At 59.2% G+C, this 20133-nt stretch carries 17 protein-coding genes and 2 pseudogenes; 7 read left to right on the top strand and 12 right to left on the bottom strand.

Annotated elements, in window-relative coordinates; translation table 11 throughout:
• The first annotated feature begins 41 nt into the window (after positions 1–41).
• From ACCD02_RS09155 to ACCD02_RS09130, 6 genes are all read left to right on the top strand, one after another.
• Entirely contained in the window at positions 42–1613 is a 1572-nt protein-coding gene (locus ACCD02_RS09155) for an ABC transporter substrate-binding protein (RefSeq protein WP_413300576.1), read from the top strand.
• 15 nt (positions 1614–1628) lie between these two features.
• Positions 1629–2576, top strand: a complete 948-nt coding sequence (locus tag ACCD02_RS09150; protein ID WP_092412243.1) for an ABC transporter permease — start codon at positions 1629–1631, stop codon at positions 2574–2576.
• Positions 2569–3402 carry an ABC transporter permease gene (locus tag ACCD02_RS09145; protein ID WP_413300573.1) on the top strand — a complete coding sequence of 278 codons (834 nt, stop codon included), beginning with the start codon at positions 2569–2571 and terminating at the stop codon, positions 3400–3402. The genes ACCD02_RS09150 and ACCD02_RS09145 overlap by 8 nt, the downstream gene beginning before the upstream one ends.
• Entirely contained in the window at positions 3399–5033 is a 1635-nt protein-coding gene (gene nikE / locus ACCD02_RS09140) for a nickel ABC transporter ATP-binding protein NikE (RefSeq protein WP_413300571.1), read from the top strand. The genes ACCD02_RS09145 and nikE overlap by 4 nt, the downstream gene beginning before the upstream one ends.
• Positions 5023–6240 (top strand): M20 family metallopeptidase, encoded by a 1218-nt coding sequence (locus ACCD02_RS09135; protein WP_413300569.1) that lies wholly within the window; start codon positions 5023–5025, stop codon positions 6238–6240. Before nikE ends, ACCD02_RS09135 begins: the two co-directional genes overlap by 11 nt.
• A gap of 96 nt (positions 6241–6336) precedes the next feature.
• Entirely contained in the window at positions 6337–7584 is a 1248-nt protein-coding gene (locus ACCD02_RS09130) for an OprD family porin (protein ID WP_413300567.1), read from the top strand.
• A gap of 258 nt (positions 7585–7842) precedes the next feature.
• Here ACCD02_RS09130 and ACCD02_RS09125 read toward each other — a convergent pair.
• The 6 genes and pseudogenes from ACCD02_RS09125 to ACCD02_RS09100 all read right to left on the bottom strand — a co-directional run.
• Positions 7843–8305: pseudogene (locus ACCD02_RS09125) on the bottom strand (transposase); the annotation flags it as partial.
• A complete protein-coding gene (locus ACCD02_RS09120) occupies positions 8277–8717 on the bottom strand; it encodes a nuclear transport factor 2 family protein (protein WP_413300566.1) in 441 nt (146 codons plus the stop codon). The gene ACCD02_RS09120 and the pseudogene ACCD02_RS09125, both read right to left, overlap by 29 nt.
• 90 nt (positions 8718–8807) lie before the next feature.
• The gene (locus tag ACCD02_RS09115; protein WP_413300564.1) at positions 8808–9428 is read right to left on the bottom strand and encodes an NADPH-dependent F420 reductase; all 621 of its coding nucleotides are present in this window, start codon (positions 9426–9428) and stop codon (positions 8808–8810) included.
• Positions 9429–9542: 114 nt separating this feature from the next.
• On the bottom strand, positions 9543–10508 hold the full coding sequence (locus ACCD02_RS09110) for an SDR family oxidoreductase (protein WP_413300562.1): 966 nt from the start codon (positions 10506–10508) through the stop codon (positions 9543–9545).
• A gap of 48 nt (positions 10509–10556) precedes the next feature.
• Positions 10557–11192 carry an NADPH-dependent F420 reductase gene (locus ACCD02_RS09105; RefSeq protein ID WP_413300560.1) on the bottom strand — a complete coding sequence of 212 codons (636 nt, stop codon included), beginning with the start codon at positions 11190–11192 and terminating at the stop codon, positions 10557–10559.
• A gap of 443 nt (positions 11193–11635) precedes the next feature.
• On the bottom strand, positions 11636–12268 hold the full coding sequence (locus tag ACCD02_RS09100) for a class I SAM-dependent methyltransferase (RefSeq protein WP_413300558.1): 633 nt from the start codon (positions 12266–12268) through the stop codon (positions 11636–11638).
• A 125-nt stretch (positions 12269–12393) separates the two neighbouring features.
• Between ACCD02_RS09100 and ACCD02_RS09095 the strand changes: the two genes are divergently transcribed.
• Positions 12394–12846, top strand: coding sequence for a winged helix-turn-helix transcriptional regulator (locus ACCD02_RS09095; RefSeq protein WP_413300556.1), 453 nt, complete (start codon positions 12394–12396; stop codon positions 12844–12846).
• Positions 12847–13296: 450 nt separating this feature from the next.
• On the opposite strand, the gene ACCD02_RS09090 is transcribed toward ACCD02_RS09095, so the two are convergent.
• From ACCD02_RS09090 to ACCD02_RS09065, 6 genes and pseudogenes are all read right to left on the bottom strand, one after another.
• Complete coding sequence (locus ACCD02_RS09090; protein ID WP_413300554.1) at positions 13297–13596, bottom strand: hypothetical protein; 300 nt, start codon at positions 13594–13596, stop codon at positions 13297–13299.
• Positions 13597–14177: 581 nt separating this feature from the next.
• A complete protein-coding gene (locus ACCD02_RS09085) occupies positions 14178–15200 on the bottom strand; it encodes an ABC transporter permease (RefSeq protein WP_413300552.1) in 1023 nt (340 codons plus the stop codon).
• A gap of 57 nt (positions 15201–15257) precedes the next feature.
• Positions 15258–16823, bottom strand: a complete 1566-nt coding sequence (locus ACCD02_RS09080; protein WP_413300550.1) for a sugar ABC transporter ATP-binding protein — start codon at positions 16821–16823, stop codon at positions 15258–15260.
• 69 nt (positions 16824–16892) lie between these two features.
• The gene (locus ACCD02_RS09075; RefSeq protein ID WP_413300548.1) at positions 16893–17819 is read right to left on the bottom strand and encodes a sugar ABC transporter substrate-binding protein; all 927 of its coding nucleotides are present in this window, start codon (positions 17817–17819) and stop codon (positions 16893–16895) included.
• 155 nt (positions 17820–17974) lie between these two features.
• A pseudogene (locus ACCD02_RS09070) lies at positions 17975–19018 on the bottom strand (Gfo/Idh/MocA family protein); the annotation flags it as partial.
• 51 nt (positions 19019–19069) lie between these two features.
• On the bottom strand, positions 19070–20095 hold the full coding sequence (locus tag ACCD02_RS09065) for a Gfo/Idh/MocA family protein (RefSeq protein WP_413300546.1): 1026 nt from the start codon (positions 20093–20095) through the stop codon (positions 19070–19072).
• Positions 20096–20133: the final 38 nt, after the last annotated feature.

The raw sequence follows: 20133 nt of genomic DNA, 5'->3' as shown, positions 1-20133 counted from the left end.
AGCTGCCCCACGCTTCTCTCATTGTCATGTGGAGTATTGCCATGAATACCGTCTTCAGGCTGAACCGCCGTCGCTTCCTGAGCACTTCCGCCATTGTCACCGGCACCGCCATGCTGCCGTTTTCCACGTCCTTGTGGGCCGCTGCGACCGCGCAAAAAGGTGGGACCTTGCGCATCAGCGTCGACCAGGCGGTCGGCATGCTCAACCCACTGCTGGCCAGGGTCAACCCCGAGTATCTGCTCAGTGAATTGCTCTACAACGGCCTCACCCGCCTGAGCCAGGACATGCAGGCCGAGCCCGACCTGGCGCAGTCCTGGAGCCACAACGCCGACCTCACCGAATGGACCTTCACCCTGCGCGGCAACCTGCGCTTCCACGATGGCAGCGCCTGTACTGCCAAGGACGTCGCCGCCAGCCTGCAAGCAGTGCTCGACCCTAAAACCGCCTCCCCTGGCCTGCGCAACATCGGCCCGATCAATCGCGTCGAGGCGCTGGACGACCTGCACGTCAAGCTGACCACTTCAGCCCCCTATGCCGACTTGCCAGTAAGCCTTGCCTACCCGGACGCCAAGATCGTCCCGGCCGCGATCCTGCAAAGCGACATGGCGCGACTGTCTCGCGAAGCCGTGGGTACCGGGCCGTTCAAGCTGGTGTCGTTCGAGCCGGAACGCATGGTGGTGGTCACCCGCAACGAACACTTCTACGACCCGCAACGCCCGCACCTGGACCGCGTCGAAATCCGCGTCTACCCGGACCCGGCCTCGGAAGGCTCGGCGTTGATGTCCGGTGATATCGACCTGATGCTCTCGGCCCAGGCAACCGAATTCAGCCGACTCAGTGAGGCCAACGGTGTCAAAGGCCTGCGCGTGGCGTCCGGGCAGTTCCTGAACATCAACATGGCTTGCGATCAGCCGCCTTTTAATGACGTGCGCGTGCGCCAGGCGTTGTCACTGTGCGTCGACCGTTCGGCCCTGGTCGATTTTGTCGCCGAAGGCTTAGGTACCCCTGGCAACGACACGCCGCTGAATGCCGCCTACCGCTATCACACGGACATCGCGCTGCGCCAAGCCAACCTGACCCAGGCGAAAAAGCTGCTGGCAGACGCGGGCTACCCCAACGGGCTGGACATCACCCTGGTGGCCTCGGACAAACCCTCCACTCGTACCCAACTGGGAATTGCCGTACGCGAAATGGCCAAGCCTGCCGGTTTCAACATTACCGTCGCGACCATGGCCAACAGCACCTACCTGGACCAGGTGTGGAAGAAAGGCAATTTCTACGTCGGTTTCTACAACATGCAGCCCTCGGCCGATGCGGTTTTCTCGCTGTTGTACACCTCGAATGCGGCCTGGAACGAAACCCGCTGGAACAACGCCGAATTCGACGCTGCCGTGGCCGCAGCCCGTGGCACCGACGATCCGGTCAAGCGCACCGCGCTGTACGCCACCGCGCAACAGTTGATGCACGAACAAGTGCCGTCACTGATCCCCACCTTCTTCGACGTGCTGGCCGCCCAGCGCACTTACGTCCAGGGCTATCAACTGCATCCACGCGGCGCAGTCTTTCGTCTGGACCAGGCCTGGCTTGACGACAGTGCTCCAAAGCGCGGATGAACCGAGGATGAACCTGTGACTGCTGCTTACCTGACCAAGCGATTGCTGTTGGTGGTGTACACCTTACTGATCGTTTCACTGTTGGTCTTCGCGATTACCCAACTACTGCCCGCCGATGCGGCGGTTACGCTCCTGGGCCAAAGCGCCACGCCCGAAGCCTTGGCCGCCCTGCGCGCCAGGCTCGGCCTGGATCAGCCCGCCTGGCTGCAATTCGGCCATTGGCTGACGGCTGTGTTGCAAGGCGACCTGGGCGTGTCGATGCGCAATGGCCAGCCGGTGCTGGGCTCACTGATCGATGCCCTCGGCCGCTCGCTGTTGTTGGCGGGTTGTTCATTGCTGTTGATGCTGATGATTGCGATCCCGCTGGGCATCGTCGCCGCCGTGCGCCGTGGGCGTCCGGTGGACCTGATCATCGGTGTGCTGTCGTACATTGGCGTGTCATTGCCGGAGTTTGTGACGGCCACGCTGTTGATCCTGCTGTTCGCCGATGTCTGGCAACTGTTGCCAGCGACCGGTTATGTGCCCCTCGGCGATAACGTTAGCGAAGGCATTCGCCATCTGATCCTGCCGACGCTGACGGTGTCGATGATCATGGTGGCCCATGTGTCGCGCATGGTGCGCTCAGAAATGATCGACGTACTGGAAACCGACTACATCCGCGCCGCACGCCTCAAGGGCCTGTCGCGGCGCCGGGTGCTGCTGCGCCATGCGTTACGCAACGGTTTGCTGCCGACCATCACCATTGTCGCCCTGGACGTCGGCTACCTGTTGGGCGGGATTGTGGTGGTCGAAGAGATCTTCAACATCCCCGGCATTGGCCGCGAACTGCTGGTCGCGGTAGCCGCCCGCGACCTGCCGGCGATTCAGGGGGGCGTGCTGATCCTCGCCGCTACCTACTGCCTGGTCAACTTCGTGGCTGACCTGACCTATGCCTATCTCGACCGGCGAATTCAATATGCGTAATGTTTTTTATCGCCTGCTGGCGACTCCCCAAGGTTTTCTCGGCAGCCTGGTCCTGCTGCTGGCGCTGGTGTTGGTGTGCGCAGGCCCGGCGCTGGCGCCCTTCGACCCTGAAGCCATTTCGATTCTCGCACGCTACAAGGCGCCAAGCCTGGTGCACTGGTTCGGCACAGACCAACTGGGCCGCGACATCTTCAGCCGCCTGCTGATCGGCGCTCGCGCGACGATCTCGCTGTCGGTAATGGCCACCGCCATGGCAATGCTCATCGGTGCGCTGTTGGGCACCGTCAGCGGTTACCTTGGCGGGCGCATCGACGAAGCGCTGATGCGCACCCTCGATGCGGTGATGTCGATCCCTACCCTATTGTTCGCCCTTCTGATCGTCAGCACCCTGGGTCGCAGCGACTTCAACGCCGTATTGGCGATCACCATTGCCTTCGTCCCGAGCATGGCGCGCATCGCCCGTAGCGTCGCCCTCGCTGCACGGCGCCAGGACTATGTGAATGCCGCTATCGCCCGAGGCGAATCAACGGGCTACATCGTCGTGCGCGAGATGCTGCCCAACATCGTCGCGCCGATCATCGTCGAAGCGACCATACGCGTGGCCTTCGCCATCATGCTTTTCGCCACCCTCAGCTTCCTCGGGCTGGGCGCGCAACCGCCGCAGCCGGAATGGGGGCTGATGGTCGCCGAGGCGCGGCGCTATTTCTTCCAGGCACCGTGGATGATGCTCATGCCGGGCCTGGCCATCGCCACGTTGGCGATCGGTTTCAATCTGTTGGGCGATGGCTTGCGCGATGCCCTCAATCCAAAGGGGCAGCGCTCATGAGTACCGTACTGGAAGTGGCCGATTACAGCCTCGACTATCAATTGCCCGGCGGCGCCCTGCACGTCCTGCAAAACATCGACTTCAGCGTGGCGGCCGGCGAAGTGGTCGGGCTGGTGGGTGAGTCCGGTTCGGGCAAGACCACCCTTGGCTGGGCAATCATGCGCTACCTGGCCGGCAACGCACGGGAAATCGGCGGCAGTATCCGTTTACAGGGCGAGAACCTGCTACAGATGCCCCAGCGCCAGGTCGAACGACTTCGTGGCGGCCGCCTGGGAATGATTTTCCAGGACCCCAGCGCCTCCCTCAATCCGACGCTGAGCCTGGGCGAACAGGTGGTGGAAGTCCTCACCCGCCACCGTAATCTGGGCTATCGCGACGCGTGGGCCCTGGGCGAACAACTGCTGGCCGACGTCGACCTTAAAGATCCGGCGGCCATGATGAAGCGCTTTCCCCACGAAGCCTCGGGGGGAGAAAAACAGCGTGTGCTGATTGCGACCGCCTTTGCCTGTCGCCCGCAATGTTTGATTTTTGATGAGCCGACCACCGCCCTCGACGTCATCAGCTCCGCGCAAATCCTGCAGCTGTTTCGCCGCCTGCGGGAAGAAACCGGGGTTGCCTCGCTGTACATCTCCCACGACCTGGCGCTGGTGTCGCAAGTCGCTGACCGAGTGTGCGTACTCAACCAGGGGCGCATCGTCGAACAAGCCCGTGGCGGTCGCATTTTCAGCGCACCGAAAGATGCCTATACACAACGCCTGGTGGCGGCGGTACCGGCCGCCGACAAGCGTTTACTGGACGAACCGACGGCCAGCGGCGAGACCCTGTTGCGCGTCAGCGGCCTCAACGTACGCTACGGTCGCCCCGCCCTGCTCGACAGCCTGTTACGGCGCAAATCGGTGCCGTCCATGGGCGCTCGCGACATGAACCTGAGCATGGTACGCGGTGAAATCCTCGGCATCGTTGGCGAATCCGGCTCCGGCAAATCGACCCTGGCCAAAGCCCTCACCGGCTTGACCCTGTTCACCGGAGCGGTGCATTTCGACGGTGCGCCGATCCATGGCCCGGCGCAGATGAACCGCGACTACCGGCGCAAGGTGCAGATCATCTTCCAGCACCCGGATGCATCATTGAACCCGCGGCAGACCATCGGTCAGATCCTTTCGCGGCCATTGCGTCTCTACGGCCTGAGCGAGGGTGAAAATGAAGCCCAGGCGATTGCCCGCCTGCTGCGCGAAGTGCGCCTGCCCCAAGACTTTGCCAGCCGCTATCCCCACGAGCTGTCCGGTGGGCAAAAACAGCGCGTAGCGATTGCCCGTGCCTTTGCCGCCCGACCGGAACTGGTGATCTGCGATGAAATCACCGCCGCCCTCGACGTCTCGGTGCAGGCCACGGTGATCGAGCTGCTCTTGGAGCTGCGACGCCAGCACGGCACCGCCTACCTGTTCATCACCCATGACCTCAACCTCATCCGCCAGATCGCCCACCGCATCGGTGTGATGTACCGCGGCGACCTGCTGGAGATTCTGCCGGCGGTGGGCATGGCCGCCCAGGCCACTCACCCCTACACCCGCGCACTGCTCGATGCAGTGCCGCAGCCTTTGAACGAATTGGACTCCCTTCATGACGCCTGACACGCTAATCGACCGAATTGACGAGACGTACTGCCTGGATTTTCTCGCGCGGATGGTGCAGCACAAAAGCTACAGCGCCACCCCTGAAGAACGACAGTTGGCCGAATACATGGCCGGCCAGATGCAAGAGCTGGGCCTGCACACTGAGCTGATGCCCGTGCCCGGCGAGCGTCTGAATGCCATCGGCACACTCAAAGGCAAGGGTGGCGGCCACAGCCTGTTGTTCAACGGTCACCTTGACACCAACCCGGTGACCGAAGGATGGACCGTGGACCCGTGGGAGGGAAAGATTGATGACGAGTTCATCTATGGGATCGGCGTGTCGAATATGAAGGCCGGCGATGCCGCGTATTTCTGTGCGCTGAAAACCCTGATCGACGCCGGCATCAAGCTCAAGGGCGACGTGATCCTGACCTACGTGGTGGGCGAGTTACAGGGCGGAATCGGCACCATCGCCGCCATTGAACAGGGGGTGAAGGCCGACTACTTCATCAATTCCGAACCCACCGACCTGCAGGCCGTCACCCTGCACGTCGGATCGCTGATGTTCGTCATCGAACTGACCGGCGACACCCGTCACCTGTCCAAGCGCGAAGAAGCAGTCGACGTGATCACCGCCGCCGTGCAACTGATACCACAGATCAACGGCATCACCTTCAGCGGGGCACGCTCGCCGGAACATGCCAAGGTCAATCGCGGGCATATCGGCGTGATCCGTGGCGCCCTTGGCCGCGACCTCGAAGAGTGGCGTCCACCGCAAGTCGCAGACTTCCTGCGCCTGCGCGGCTCGGCCCGCTACACCCCGGGGCAAACCGTGGAGTCGGTGCTGGCGGATCTGCAGCGCCTGCTCGATCAGCTCTGCGAGCAGTTTCCCGGCCTGCAGGCAACGCTGATCAATGACAGTGACAATCAGCCGCTGATGCCACCGTTCGAGGTGTCCCACGACTCGCCGATCGTCAAGGCTGTGAACGCTGCCTACCAGCAGGTGCGGGGCGCGCCACAGGCCACCGGCATCATCACCCCGCCGGCCTATTTCGGCACCGACGCCGCGCACTTCTATCAGCGCCTGGGCATGCAAGGCGTCGTCTGCGGCCCAGGTGGCAAATTCAACACCATGCCGGACGAGCGCGTGCACAAGCGTGATTACCTGGACATGGTGCGCATTTACATCCTGGCCATCCTCAGCATCTGCGAGGTGGCTGAATAACCCTGATTCACAAGAAAGAAGCACGGATGCCAATAACAAAAACAACACATTGACCACTTCGCCATCTGCTGATTATTTTTGATAAAGGCGTAAACCATGAGATCAGCTTTCATGTTTGGCTGTGCAACGCTGTGCGCGACTATTTCCGGCGCGGCGTTTGGGGATGACATTCAGGACAATCCGTTCTTCAAGGACAGCACCATCTCGATCGTCGCGCGAAACTTCTACTTCAACCGCGATTTTCGCAATGCAGCATCCACCGCGCAAAGCTATCGCGAAGAGTGGGCGCAAGGCTTCATCGGGACATTTACCTCAGGGTTCACCCCTGGAACGGTTGGCTTCGGTATCGATGCGATTGGCCTTTACGGCATGAAGCTCGACAGCAGTTCTGACCGTATTGGCAGCGGCTTGCTGCCGAGCAGCGGCAACCATGTCGCGGGCGTGAATCATGCGGCGGATAACTACTCGCGGGCTGCGGGGGCAGTCAAGGTGAAGATTTCCAAGACGGTGCTCAAATACGGCGGGCAAACGCTCAATCTGCCGGTGTTCTCAACCGGCGACAGTCGTTTGCTGCCGGAAACCACGGAAGGCTTCTACCTGAGCAGCAGGGAAATCGACAACCTGCGCGTGGACGTGGCGCACCTTACCTCCCTGAGCACCTATAACCAGAGCGCTCACAACGCCGGCGCCATGACGAAGGCGGATGTGGTAGGCGCCACTTACAACTTCACCCCCAACCTCACTGGCGCGCTCTATGCTTCTGATGTCCAGGACCTGTGGAAGAAGAAATACGCGGGCCTGAGCTGGGTCAAACCGATCGATGCCATACAGACATTCTCCACCGATTTTCGCTTCTATAACCAGAAGAGCATCGGTGCGGAAAACGGTGGTGTAATCGATAGCGACTCGTTCAGCCTCAAGGGTGCCTACGCCTATGGTCCCCATAAGGTGACCCTGGCTTACCAGGCGATAACCGGTAAGAACGGCTATGTGTTCTATACCGATGGTGGCAACACCGATTACCTGGCCAACTACGTGCAATACGCCGAGTTCACACGTGAAGATGAGCGTTCGTGGCAGGCACGCTACGACTTCAACTTCGCCGCGTTCGGCCTGCCCGGACTTGACGTGTTTGCCCGCTACATCAAGGGCGACAACATCAGCCTGGCCAACGGTGCCACCAACCAAAACGAATGGGAGCGCGATCTGGAAGCGGCCTACGTGATCCAGAGCGGACCGTTGAAAAACCTGTCATTCCGCCTGCGCCAGGCGACCTATCGCAACTCGTTCAATAGCGATGTTGACGACGTGAGGTTCATCACGCAGTACCCAATCAACTTGTAAGGTGAAGGCCCGGCGGCGGTCGCCTCCGGGCTCCTTCACTTCCAGGTAATCAAAAACACATATCGTCGCCGTTCGCTAGGTGCAAAGCAGTTGATAGCCAATCACGTTGAAAAAGTCGGAATTTCAGGTTGGATGAAGTCGAGGTTGGCCATCACTTCAGAACCTATTCACCACGTTGAGTAGCGTTTCGGTTCTGCGTTGACCATTGCAGCCTGGTCAGTGGGTTATTTTTAGGGCTTTTGCTTTTTTCGTGCGCACTCACCCCGTGACTGGCGGACCTTTAGACGTCAGTTTGGCCAGTCTCCTTAGATTTTTTACCACAGCCCCCAAGGTAAATTCGTCGGTTGCACCGGTCATGCCTTATAGCCGTAATCGATCCATCTTCAGGATTCGCTTGAAGTAGGCAAACAACATTTCGACTTTCTTGCGCTCATGACGAGAGCAAACGTATTGAGGCGTTGCGGCGATTCGCCGGGGAACATCACGCGCCGCTTCATGGACACTGCGTGTGATTTTTCGGAACGAGGTGTTTGGGCAGCAGCACTGTTTCATCGAGCATGTAGCGCCGTCGGTTTGCCGGAATCAAAAGATGATGGTATCGGCTTTCGTGACCGTGAGCGCTGGTTCTTGAAGGCCCGCCACACGCTTCGCAAAGCGTGTCCGGTGGGGCAGCGCGATACTCCTACATCTCTTCATTCCATTGAAAACCGTTGATCGAGAGGCCTGGAGCCGGCATCCATTTCGCAGGCCCGCGCAAGTGCTTGTGTATCGATATACTCCCGAATGTTCGTCAGTTTTCCATCTCGCACGGTAATGGCGAAGACCCAATCGTCCTCCCACGTTTTATTCGTGGCTTTGATTCTCCCCTTGGCGAAGCCGATGACTAAAACCCGATCTCCCTGCGCCACGTATTCATGGAACTCCATGACGGATGTTTCCATCTCTTCGGAAGCCTTCTGAAGCAGTTCTGCCAATCCCGCTTGCCCGTGATACGTGCCAGCCAGCGGCCAGTTCTCGCCCGGAATGATCCATTCAATATCTTCGGAAGTCAGCGCCAGCAGACCTTGCCTATCGCTGCGGCCCATTGCGATGAAGAAGTCCTTAACAACCTGGACATTCTTTTGTGTGTTCATCGAAATCTCTCCGTTTCTCTCGCATCTGATCGCGTCCGTTCTGATCAGATAGCTTGTGGACCTGCCGGTGAGGAGCATGATGTCGGTGATTCAACCGATATCGACTTTCAACGCGATGTCCCAAGTGCCGGCGCCGTTTTTGGCCAGGCCGATCATCATCAGGCCGAGCGCCTCAAGCGTCTGGGACATGTGCAGGCCACCGACATCCAACGGTCGTAGCCCGAGACTTTCGATGAACGTCGAGACACGCGCCTTGGCCTCCAAATCGTCGGCGGCGATGAACGCGTCGAGGGGGCCTCCCTTGGCAAGGACGTGGCCGAAAAGGGTGTTGAATGCCTTCACGACATGCGCGCTGGCGGGGGCGATCCTGGCGATCTCCTGCGCACCAGAACTGCCAGCGGGAGAGACGAGGCCCGTGAGGTCCGGCGAGGCCGTGTTGGTGATGTCGATGATCACCTTGCCGTCCAGCGCGTCCCCGTACTCGGCCACCACCGACGCCGCGCCGGTGTACGGCACGGCGAGGATGACGATGCCGCCGGCGGGCGCGGCCCCATAGGCGCCTGTGGTCGCTCCGGCTGCGAGCTTGTCGACCAGCGCCTGCGCCTTGGCGGGGTCGCGGCTGACCACCTCGACGGTGTGTCCAGCTTTGGCGGCACGACCGGCGATGGCCGTAGCCATGCCTCCTGAACCGATGATGCTGATAGTGCTCATGTGTAATCTCCAAATGAGTTGGGGTCTTGCCCGCAATCTCTGAACGGGCTTCCCCCGGTTAATATCCCGTGGGTGCCGGGGCTTGTTGCGACCCGGCGAACAGCCTCAGCTCACTCAGGCGACAGGGAAGTAGTGGCCGTTGCCCATCTCGGCAAACAGGCCCGGCTGCGCGGGTGTCCAGCCGAGTATCTGGCGCGTGATCTCGTTCGACGCCGGGGTATCCAGCGTCACCAGATTCGCGAGGAAGCCGAAGAAACCCGGCCCCATCATTACGTCCACAGGAATGGGCACGACGGGAAGGTTCAGACGGCTGCCAATGGCCTCTGCAATCTCGCGGTACGGGATCGCCCCTTCAGCAACCGCATGCCAGGATCTGCCAGCGGGACTCTTCTCCAGCGCCAGGCGGAACAGGGTAGCGAGGTCGCGGGCATGCACTGCCGCCCACCGGTTCAAGCCTTCGCCGGGGTAGCCAACGACGCCCTTTTCCTTTGCTTGCCCGATCAGGACCTGAAGGAACCCGGCCTTGTCGGTTGAGCTGTGCATGATTTCAGAAATGCGCACGACCGAAGACCGCACGCCCCGCGCTGCGAGACCGATTGCAGTCAGCTCCACGATGTTCCGGACCCGTAGCGAGCCCTTATATTGATCGCCAGCCGGAGAAAGAGCCGGATCCTCCTCGGTCGCCGGTCGACTCTGGAGTGGCCCAGGAACCGGCCAGCCCTCGTTAGTCGGCGAACCGATGCTGCCCGACACGACCAGCGGCTTTCCCGTTCCAGCCAGCGCATCACCGTATGCGAGCATGATCTGGACCTCCGCTGCGGCAACAGCGTCGATCCCGCCGACCGGAAGCAAGTCTTGTCGGTGTGCGACGTGGATTACGCCGTCGGCGGCTGCAGTCGCCTCCTTGAGCCCCTCGAGATCATCGAGATCACCGCGACGCACCTTTGCGCCGAGCGCAGTGATCGCCTCCGCCGCACTGTCTGACCGTGCCAAAGCGGTGACCTCGTGGCCGGCAGCGATGAGGTCGGAAATGATGTATGGACCGGAATGGCCAGTCCCGCCAGTGACGAATACGTGCATGTTCGTGTTCCTTTTAAGTGAGATAAAAAAAAGTTGCTGCGGGTGCGGTCAGCCGAGAAGGCTGACGCCGATTGAGAAGTGCGTGTGCTTGACGGAGTGGGCGATGAGGCCCAGCGAAAGCAGGCAGGCGTGCTCCAGCGTTCGCGCCATGAGCAACGGCCCGACGTCCATCGGGCGTAATCCGAGGCTCTCTATGAATGCCGAGACGCGTGCCTTCGCCTGCGCGTCGTCTCCAGCGATGAACACGTCCAGCGAGTGGCCTTCGACAGGACCGGCAGCCAGGACGTGGGAGAAATGGGTGTTGAACGCCTTGATGACTTCGGCGCCGGCTGGCGCAGCTTTGGCGATTTCCTGCGCGCCGAAACTGTTCTCAGGGGTCACAAAGCTTTTGAAGTCAGGGGCGACGGGGTTGGTTATGTCGACAAGAAGCTTGCCTGCCAACTCTTCGCCGTACTGCTTCAGCACCTCGAGAACCGCTGAATAGGGAAACGCCAGGATCACAATATCCCCGGCCGGGGCGGTGCCGAACGCTCCTGTCGTCGCGCCAGCTCCGATCTGCTCGGCCAGCGCCCTTGCCTTGGCGGCGTCACGACTCATCACCTCGACGGTGTGTCCGGCTTTGGCGGCAAGGCCGCCGATCGCTGCAGCCATGCCACCTGAGCCGATGATGCTGATAGTGCTCATGTGCAATTTCCTTACAGATATTGGTTGACCGTTCAAGGACTGCCGGCGTGATCCGGCGACTGCGTAAAACCTACGAACCATGCTGGCCGACTCGCTTGCATAATGCAAGTGAATTTCGGAAATTTACTTGCTCGATGCAAGCAATGTTAAGAACCAGCCTTGAAATCAATATCTGAACAAGACATTCGGTTCCATTGCACAGTGGCGTGGAGATTTTCGGCGACCGGTGGTCGCTCTTGATCATGAGGGTGGTGGCTCGACTAAATCGAAGCCCCTGGTAGGTCGACAAAGAGGTGAAGGCGCTGGTCCGCAATCGCGGATGTATCTTTCCCGAGATCAGAAACCTCGCGACCAGAATGGCCTTGTCCAAGCCACCTGGTCGACTGCTATTACCTTCCTTTGGCCCATTTGACTGACAACCATGAAGACGGCGTCGTGACCTGTCAGGGCTTCATGAACCGATAGACGAAGCGATCGGTCTCGCCCTTGATGGCGGGATCGAACACCTTGGTCGAGTGCGGATCGTCCTTGTTTGCGAGCAAAGTGCTTTGCGCGTCCAGTACAAAACCGGCCGCTTCCACCTCCTTGCGAACGGATGCGGGCTCAATCCGATGCAGCGCCTGGGCATTGCTCGCGCCCGTCCCGATGGCGGCGGCGTGGTCGATGATGACGTAGGCCCCACCAGGCTTCAGCTGCTCATAGACGGCTCGATTGAAGTCGGCGGCCGTCGCGCCCCTCGCCTTCATCAGATCAGTGTGGAGATCGTGGTAGAACAGGTGCAGCCACAGGACATCCGCCGGTTGCGTGACCTCCGGCATCGCGGTCAGGTCGGCGGAGACGGCTTCGACATTCTCCCGGCCCGGCTCCTTCGCGAGCGTCTGCATGCTGCCGAGCGGATCGTTCTTGAAGTGGGCGACTTCGGCTGGCACAAAGCTGTAGACCCGCCCTTTTGGTCCCACGGTGTCGGAGAACAGACGGGTCCACTCGCCGTCGCCTGGGTAAACGTCGATGACGGTGGAGCCTGCATCCACGCGTGCGAACCGGAGCAATTCGGATAACCTGGTTGTGTCGTACATGGGGATCTCCTTTACGGCTGGGTATTCGCGTTCAATGTCCTAACCATGCTGGTTGCCTCACTTGCAAAATGCAAGCGAATAACTGGAATTTACTTGCTCCATGCAAGTGATGTTAAGATCCCCCCATGAAAACCACATCTAAAGAAGACATTCGGTCCCATTGCGCAGTGAACTATGGCGTGGAGATCTTCGGCGACCGATGGTCGCTCTTGATCATTCGCGACATCGTTTTTGCGGGTAAGAAGACCTATGGCCAGTTCCTGAAATCTGAAGAAGGTATCGCGTCCAATGTCCTTGCGTCCCGCCTCGCCTTCCTTGAAGGGCAAGGAGTTCTCTCGAAGGCACCCAATCCCGACGACAGGCGCAAGGATTTCTACACGCTGACAGAGAAAGGCTTGGACCTCATTCCCATCGTGCTCAACATCGTCCTTTGGAGCGCGAAGCATGATTCGAAGTCGTACGCACGGGACATCGATAAGTTTGTTACCCGATTAAGTCAAAACCCCACGCAAGTGAGCGAAGAGTTGAAGGCGCTGGTCCGCATTGGCGGGTGCCTCTTTCCTGAGAGCGGGGGATGAACAAAGCGACGAACGTGCCCTCTCAACATGGGGACAAACTTCTCGATATCCGTTCCTTGGCCTTCCGCGGCGGCGCAGAGTTTTCTGATTATTCTTTCATTAAGCATCATCGTTCCTCTTCATTAATGGGCACTTATCCAACGTATAAGTTGTGGACCTACCGGCGAGGACGTCATAATTTGCGATTTGAGGATGTAGATTAGCCCTGTCTAACCAATGGCCATATGCCGTCATAGAAGCTCTAGCAAGGTGTAGTCCCAGCCAGGCGCCCGGCGCCACACCCTTGGCAACTGATCACCCACGTACCTCCGCCCGCCCGCCCCAGAATGACGTACAACGAATAGCGATCGCTCGCAGATCGGCCGCGACTGGGGGCAATATTGGGGGCATACATAGCGCTATGTGACGAAGACGCGACATGCTTTTCGGAGCATTACTTCAACTCCGTAATCATCGCTCAACAAATGGCAGCGGTGCATCGCTATCACGACGCACCGCGAAGACATTCAAAGTCATTGCCACCAACGAGTAATACCCAAAAACCCCGACAAGCTCTACAAGGCCAGGCTCCCCGAACGTCTGGATTGCGGTCGCATACAAATCCTCGTCAATACGACGCGTTTCGTACAACGACTTGCCAAGGCTATAGACCAGTTGTTCATCCTCGCGCGCGAATTGCGGGACTACTTGCTGCCGAAGTGCTTCAATAACCGAGTCTGTGACACCCCGCGGCACGGGCGATCGGCTCATGAATCTGCCACTACGCCTGCGACTGCCACCACACGGCGGTGAAGAGAATCGCCAACTCCGTCAGGCGCAACTCAAGCCGCGTGCCATATCGACAGAACGCTCCGAGACGCTGGGCATGACTGGCCAGTTCGGGACTGTGAATCCAGGTCAGAAAAGGTCCATCCAGGTTGCCCGTCGGGCCGGCAAGAACGTCTTTGATTCAATTGGGTAGACGCCGCCAAAAGAGTGTCGGGAAGCTGAATGTAGGTGCCGTGGTTGAGTGCACTCGCCATGGATGCCGAACGAGCGCCGTCGGTGCGTTGCCCCATCACGATGCCAGAACGAAGGAGCCCCCGCGAACCGGGGCCGGACGCCAGCGATAAATGGTTTCCCCCTTTGCCGTAACAAAGGGGGGCGACCGTCAGGGTGAAACCAGTACTAAACGGCACCGCAAAGGCTGCTGAAGGAAAAGAGAATCGAGGACTTCATATTTACTGCTTCGCCTTAGAAATAGAATTTCACTCTAGTCGCCAGATTCCTGCTTGAAAGCCGAACGCATATTACTGATTGAGTGCCATTCGCAGCCTGTCAGTCACTCAACCTCAGCGTTTGAGCTTGCGCTTGTTGCGGTATTGATCGATGACCACCGCGACCACAATAATCAAGCCCTTGATGATGTCCTGGATGTAGGCATCGACCCCGACGAACGTGAACCCGCTGGCCATCACCCCAAGGATCAATGCGCCGATCACGGTGCCGGTAATGCGCCCTACTCCGCCCGCCAGGCTGGTACCGCCGATCACTGCTGCGGCAATCGCATCCAGTTCATAGGACATGCCCATCCCGGCCTGCCCCGTGGCGGCACGGGCCGAAGCGACGACACCGGCCAGGCCTGCCAGCAACCCGGCAATGCTGTAGACAATCACCAGATGGCGTTTGACGTCGATCCCGGAGGTGCGCGCCGCCTGCATGTTGCCACCAATGGCGTAGGTGTATTTACCGTATTTGGTGTAACGCAGGGCGATGTGGAAGATCACCGCCACCACTAGAAAAATGATCACCGGCATCGCGCCGTGACCGATGGCCGTGTAGGAATCAGACAACATGCTGATGGGCTGGCCTTCGGTATAGTAACGCGCCAGACCACGTGCCGTGACCATCATGCCGAGAGTGGCAATGAACGGTGGAATGCCAGTGATAGCAATGATGCTGCCGTTGATTGCCCCCGCCAGCAACCCGACGCCGAGCCCGACTATCACCGGGATCCACACCGGCAAGTCAGTCAGCGACGGGAATACCGCCCTGGAGAAATCCGAAGTCTGCGCCAGACTGGCGGCAATCATCGCCGACAGCGCCAGTACCGAACCTGACGACAGGTCGATACCCGTGGTAATGATCACTTGGGTCACGCCAATGGCCAGCAGGCCGATGATCGAGACTTGCAGTATCATCAACACCAGACGCTGGGAATTCATCAGGAAGCTCTGGTCGCGCACGATCCAGCCGAACAGTTCAAAGACCAGACCGATGCCGATCAGCACCATGAAGATGCTCAGCTCAGTCGGAAAGCGCCGACGAGTTTTGGTCGCTGCCATTGCCGGCTTGTTTTCCTGTATCGCGTTCATAACCTTTCACCCTTCTATTGCATCGCTTGCGCTGGCCGCAGCCATCGCTGGCATCAATTAGTGAACCACGGACATGCCCGAGGCCAATTGCATCACCCGTTCCTGGGTCGCTTCGCTACGGTCGAGGGTGCCCATCAGGTCGCCCTCGTGCATGACCATCACCCGGTCGCTCATGCCCAGCACTTCGGGCAACTCCGAGGAAATCATGATCACCGCCATGCCTTCGCTGGCCAGGTAAGAAATCAGCCGATAGATCTCGGCCTTGGCGCCGACATCGATGCCACGGGTCGGTTCGTCGAGGATCAGAATCCGTGGATTGGTCATCAGCCAGCGCGCCAGCAAGGCTTTCTGCTGATTACCGCCGGACAGGGTATCGATGCACTGCTCCAGCGACGGGGTTTTGACCCGCAGTTTTTTGCACATGTCTTCACACAGCACCCGCAAGGCTTTCTGCTGGATAAAACCATGTCCGGCGTAATGCGGCAGCACGGCCATTTCCATGTTTTCCAGCACCGACAGGCACGAGAACAAGCCACTGAGTTTGCGATCCTCAGTCAGCAGCGCGAAGCCTTTCTCAATGGCCATATGCGGATCGCTGATACGCACCACCTGACCGTCGAGACGGATCTCACCGCCGTCGCTTGGGGTAATGCCGAAAATGGCTTCGGCAACGTTAGTACGTCCCGAGCCCATCAACCCGGCGATACCGAGGATTTCTCCGGCATGCAGGTCAAACGAAACGCCTTTGAAAATCCCGTCGAGTTTGAGGTCGCGCACTGACAGCAACAGATCGCCAATCGGCTTATCGCGTACTGGGAACAGCTGGCTCAACTCACGACCAACCATCATCGAAATCAGGCTGTCGCCGTCCATACTGTCAGCGCGTTGCAGGCCGATGTAGGCACCGTCGCGGAACACCGCCACTTCATCGGCGATGGCAAACACTTCGTTCATTTTGTGGGTGATGTAGATGATGCCTTTGCCCTGGCTTTTCAGGTCGGCAATGATCGAAAACAGGTGGGCCACTTCCGTCTCGGTGATGGCGGAGGTCGGCTCATCCATGATCAGGATGTCAGATTCGTAGGACACCGCCTTGGCGATCTCGACCATCTGCCGCTCGGCGATGCTCAGGTTGCCGACCAGCTCTTCGGGATCCAGGTTGATCCGCAGGCGCTCCAGCAGAGCGGCAGTGCAACGGTGCATCTCGCGGTGATCAATCATATGGAAGCCGTTGAGTTGCTCACGACCGATCCAGATGTTCTCGGCGATGCTCATGTGCGGCATCAGGTTGAGCTCTTGGTGGATCATCGCGATCCCGGCCTGCAGAGCCGCCAGTGGTGTTTCGAAGACCACCGGCTTGCCCCGCAGACGCAGCTCACCCGCGTCCGCCTGGTAGATGCCGGCGATGATTTTCATCAGGGTCGATTTGCCCGCGCCGTTCTCGCCCATCAACGCGAGTACCGAACCGGGGCGCACCCGCAGTTGCACGTCGGACAAAGCCACAACACCGGGGAAGCCCTTGCTGACGTTGATGATCTCCAGCAGGTACGGCTCATCGACAGACGTTGTAGTTGGCTTAACCCCCACTAAAGGGGTGCTCGAAGCAGTCGCTGAAGCGAACATGATCAGTACTCCATCAGCAAGGTCACCGTGGCAACCTTGCGTGTTTATTGTTGTTATTGAAAAGACGGACTATTTAAAGCTGTTGACGTTTTCCGGAGTGATCAAGCGATAGGGAATCCATACGGCCTGCTCAACCGGTTCGTTCTTGGACATTTTTACCGCAGTCTCGATGGAGCCATCCGCTTGACCTTTTGCGTCCTGAAACACGGAGACCGCCATGTCGCCTTTCTTGATGGCGTTCAAGCCGTCCGGCGTACCGTCGACCCCGGCAATCAGCACCTCACCTTTAGCCTTGCCTGCCTGTTTAAGAGCCATCGCTGCGCCAACCGCCATCTCATCATTATTGGCCACCACCGCGTCGAATTTGCGGCCTTGGGTCAACCAGTCATTGACCAGCGTCATGGCTTTATCCCGCTGCCAGATGCCAGTCTGCTCCTGCTCGATCTTGATATTCGGGTACTTGGTCAACACCTCTTTTACGCCTTTGGTGCGGTTGGTGGTCGAGTTATTCGCGAGGTCGCCGAGCAGAATCACGATGTCGCCCTTGCCGCCCATTTTTTCGGCAAGGTATTGCATCTGCAGTCGCCCCGCCTCCAGGTCGTCGGACGCCACGGTGACCACACCTTTAGGCAGTTTCAGGTCATCCGGACGACGGTTGACATAGACCAGCGGGATGCCTGCCTTGACAGCGGCTTCGGTGATTTTGCGGGTAGCGGCGGTATCCACCGGGTTGACGATAATCGCGTCGACCTTCTGGCTGATGAAGTTTTCTACCTGGCTCAACTGCTTGACCACATCACTGCGGGCATCTTCGAATTGCAGTTTTACGCCATCGGGATAGGACTTGGCTTTGGTGTCCATGGATTCGCGCAGGTAGGTCAGCCAAGTGTCATCGAACTGGGACATGCTCACGCCAATCTTCATGTCGGCCAGTGCGGCACCGCTGACAAGTAGCAGGGGCAAGGCAAATGAGGCAAAACGGATCGGGGTCTTCATGAAAGGTCTTTCTCCACATTCTTGTTGGTTTTATGGATGAGGCGTGACGATTTCAGTCAGCAGAAAACGGTCAAACGTAGCGCGAGGCAGGTCGCTGGAAATGACTCTATTAGAATATAATTTCCATATAAACAGATTTTAGAATTTAATTCTAATTTTATTCCACGATAATCAAACACGCCCATCTCCACCACTTGATGACGCTCGGCACTCAAGCGTGCGGCGTCCAGAACACGGGTGGTCGCCAGTGCATCACGCGCATCGACCGGCAGTGGTCCACCGCTCTGCAACGCGGCTTGCAGCTGTAAATAGAACTGATTCCAGCAGCCACGCTCGGAAGGCACCCGTTCACGCACCTCGCCCTGCTCGAACCAGCCCCAGCGTCGATGCTCTTCAACGCCCCAGCGCTCGCCTTCGGTCCTGGGTGAGAGCCCGGCCAGGGCCAAAGCCTCCTGCCCGTCCAGGCCATCGACGCTGTAACAGCCTTGAGTGCCGCTGATCCGAAAACGCGGCCCTGGGGTGTTTTGCAGGCAACTGCCGCCGAGCTGCGAAACAACGCCACTGGCGTGGGTCAGGGACATAAAAAAACCATTGTCAAACAGCTGGTCTTTTTCCTGGTACTCCAGCTCGGTATACACACGGGTAACCGGGCCGAACAGCAACAGCGCCTGATCCACCAGATGGCTGCCCAGATCACGCAGCAAACCGCCGCCGCTGGCCGTGTTCACCGATTGCGGCGAGTAGCGTTCGATGCGCGACTCAAAACGGCTGATCTGGCCCAACGCCCCGGACTCGATGAGTTTGCGCACGGTCAGGAAGTCCGAGTCCCAGCGGCGGTTCTGGTAGACGCTCAGCTGCACGCCCTGGCGCTCGGCCATGGTAATCAGGGTTTGCGCCTGCTGCGCATCAGCGGCGAAGGGTTTGTCACTGACCACCGCCACCCCGTGCTCAATGCCATCGAGCACCAGCGCCGGGCGCACCTTGAGTGGCGTAGACACCACCAACACATCAATCCCTGCTTCCACCAATTGCCCGATGCTGTCAAAGGCCGGCACGCCGGGATACTCCGTCGATAGCAGCTGGCGGCGCTCCACTGAACGTGTCACCACCCCCACGAAGGTGGTGCCCGGCAAACTGCTGATCAGCGGCGCATGAAAAAAACGTCCGCCATGCCCATAACCGACAAGTCCGATACGCATGTGTGCACTCCTTATTATTGTTCTGTGAACACGGCCTTGCAGGATCAAGCGTCAGTTATAAAAGTGAGGACGCTCTGGCAGGCTGACTTTAACGATCTGGCCACTGGCTTGAGCTTCGATGCAGGCGTCTGCGGCAACGGCGGCAGCAAAGCCGGCCCATGCCGACGGCCCACCGACCTGACCCGCCCGCACACCGTCGACAAACGCCTGCAACTCCACGTCATAGGCGGCGATGAACCGGTCCTTCCAGTCCATCAGGATCGCGTTGGACAGCTTCGCACCACTGCGCAACTGCACCTGGGACGGCTCGGGTAATTTGGCAATGCCGGTCTCCCCCACCACTTCGCACTGGATGTCGTAGCCGTACTGGCAGTTGACGAACACTTCCACGTCGATGCGCGTACCTTTCGCAGTTTCCAGCAGCACAATCTGCGGATCGCGCAGGTGCGCAAGGGCTTTGCTGGTCTTGCGCGGGAACACGACCTGCACCGAGACATAATCGTCGTCGAGCAACCAGCGCAACACGTCCAGTTCATGGATCAGCGTATCCGTGATGGCCATGTCGGTCCTGTATTGATCACCCACCGTGGGGTTGCGGTGGGCGCAATGCAGCATCAGGGGTTCGCCGATCTGGCCGCTGTCGATCACTGCCTTGAGGGCCAGATAACCGGCATCGTATGGCCGCATGAAACCGACCTGCACCAGCCGCTTGCCGTGGGCCACTTCTGCCTCGACGATATGTCGGCAGCCTTCGGCCGTCACCGCCAGGGGCTTCTCGCAGAACACCGGCTTGCCCGCCGCAATGGCTGCCAGCACAAACTCTTCGTGGCTCGGGCCCCAGGAGGTGACAAGAATCGCATCAACTTCCGGTGCATTGATCAGCGCATGGCCATCGGGATAGACCTCAGCCGTGATATTCAGATCGGCAACCACTTTGGCGGCTTGCTGCAAGTCGATATCGGTGACCGCCACAACCTCGCAGTTAAGTAAGGTCTGGCTGCAACGACGCACATGGTCCTGACCAATGGCACCGGTGCCGATGACGCCAACCCGCAGTGAACTGGAAAGCAAAGACATGTAAAGACTCCTGAATTTATAGTTGTTGGTTTCAGAGG

Origin of the sequence: Pseudomonas sp. Pseusp88 (assembly GCF_047303955.1) — a bacterium.
In the GTDB taxonomy this organism is placed as follows: Bacteria; Pseudomonadota; Gammaproteobacteria; order Pseudomonadales; family Pseudomonadaceae; genus Aquipseudomonas.
The sequence above is the reverse complement of the archived record's forward strand: the minus strand, read 5'-3'. Positions and strand labels throughout refer to the sequence as shown.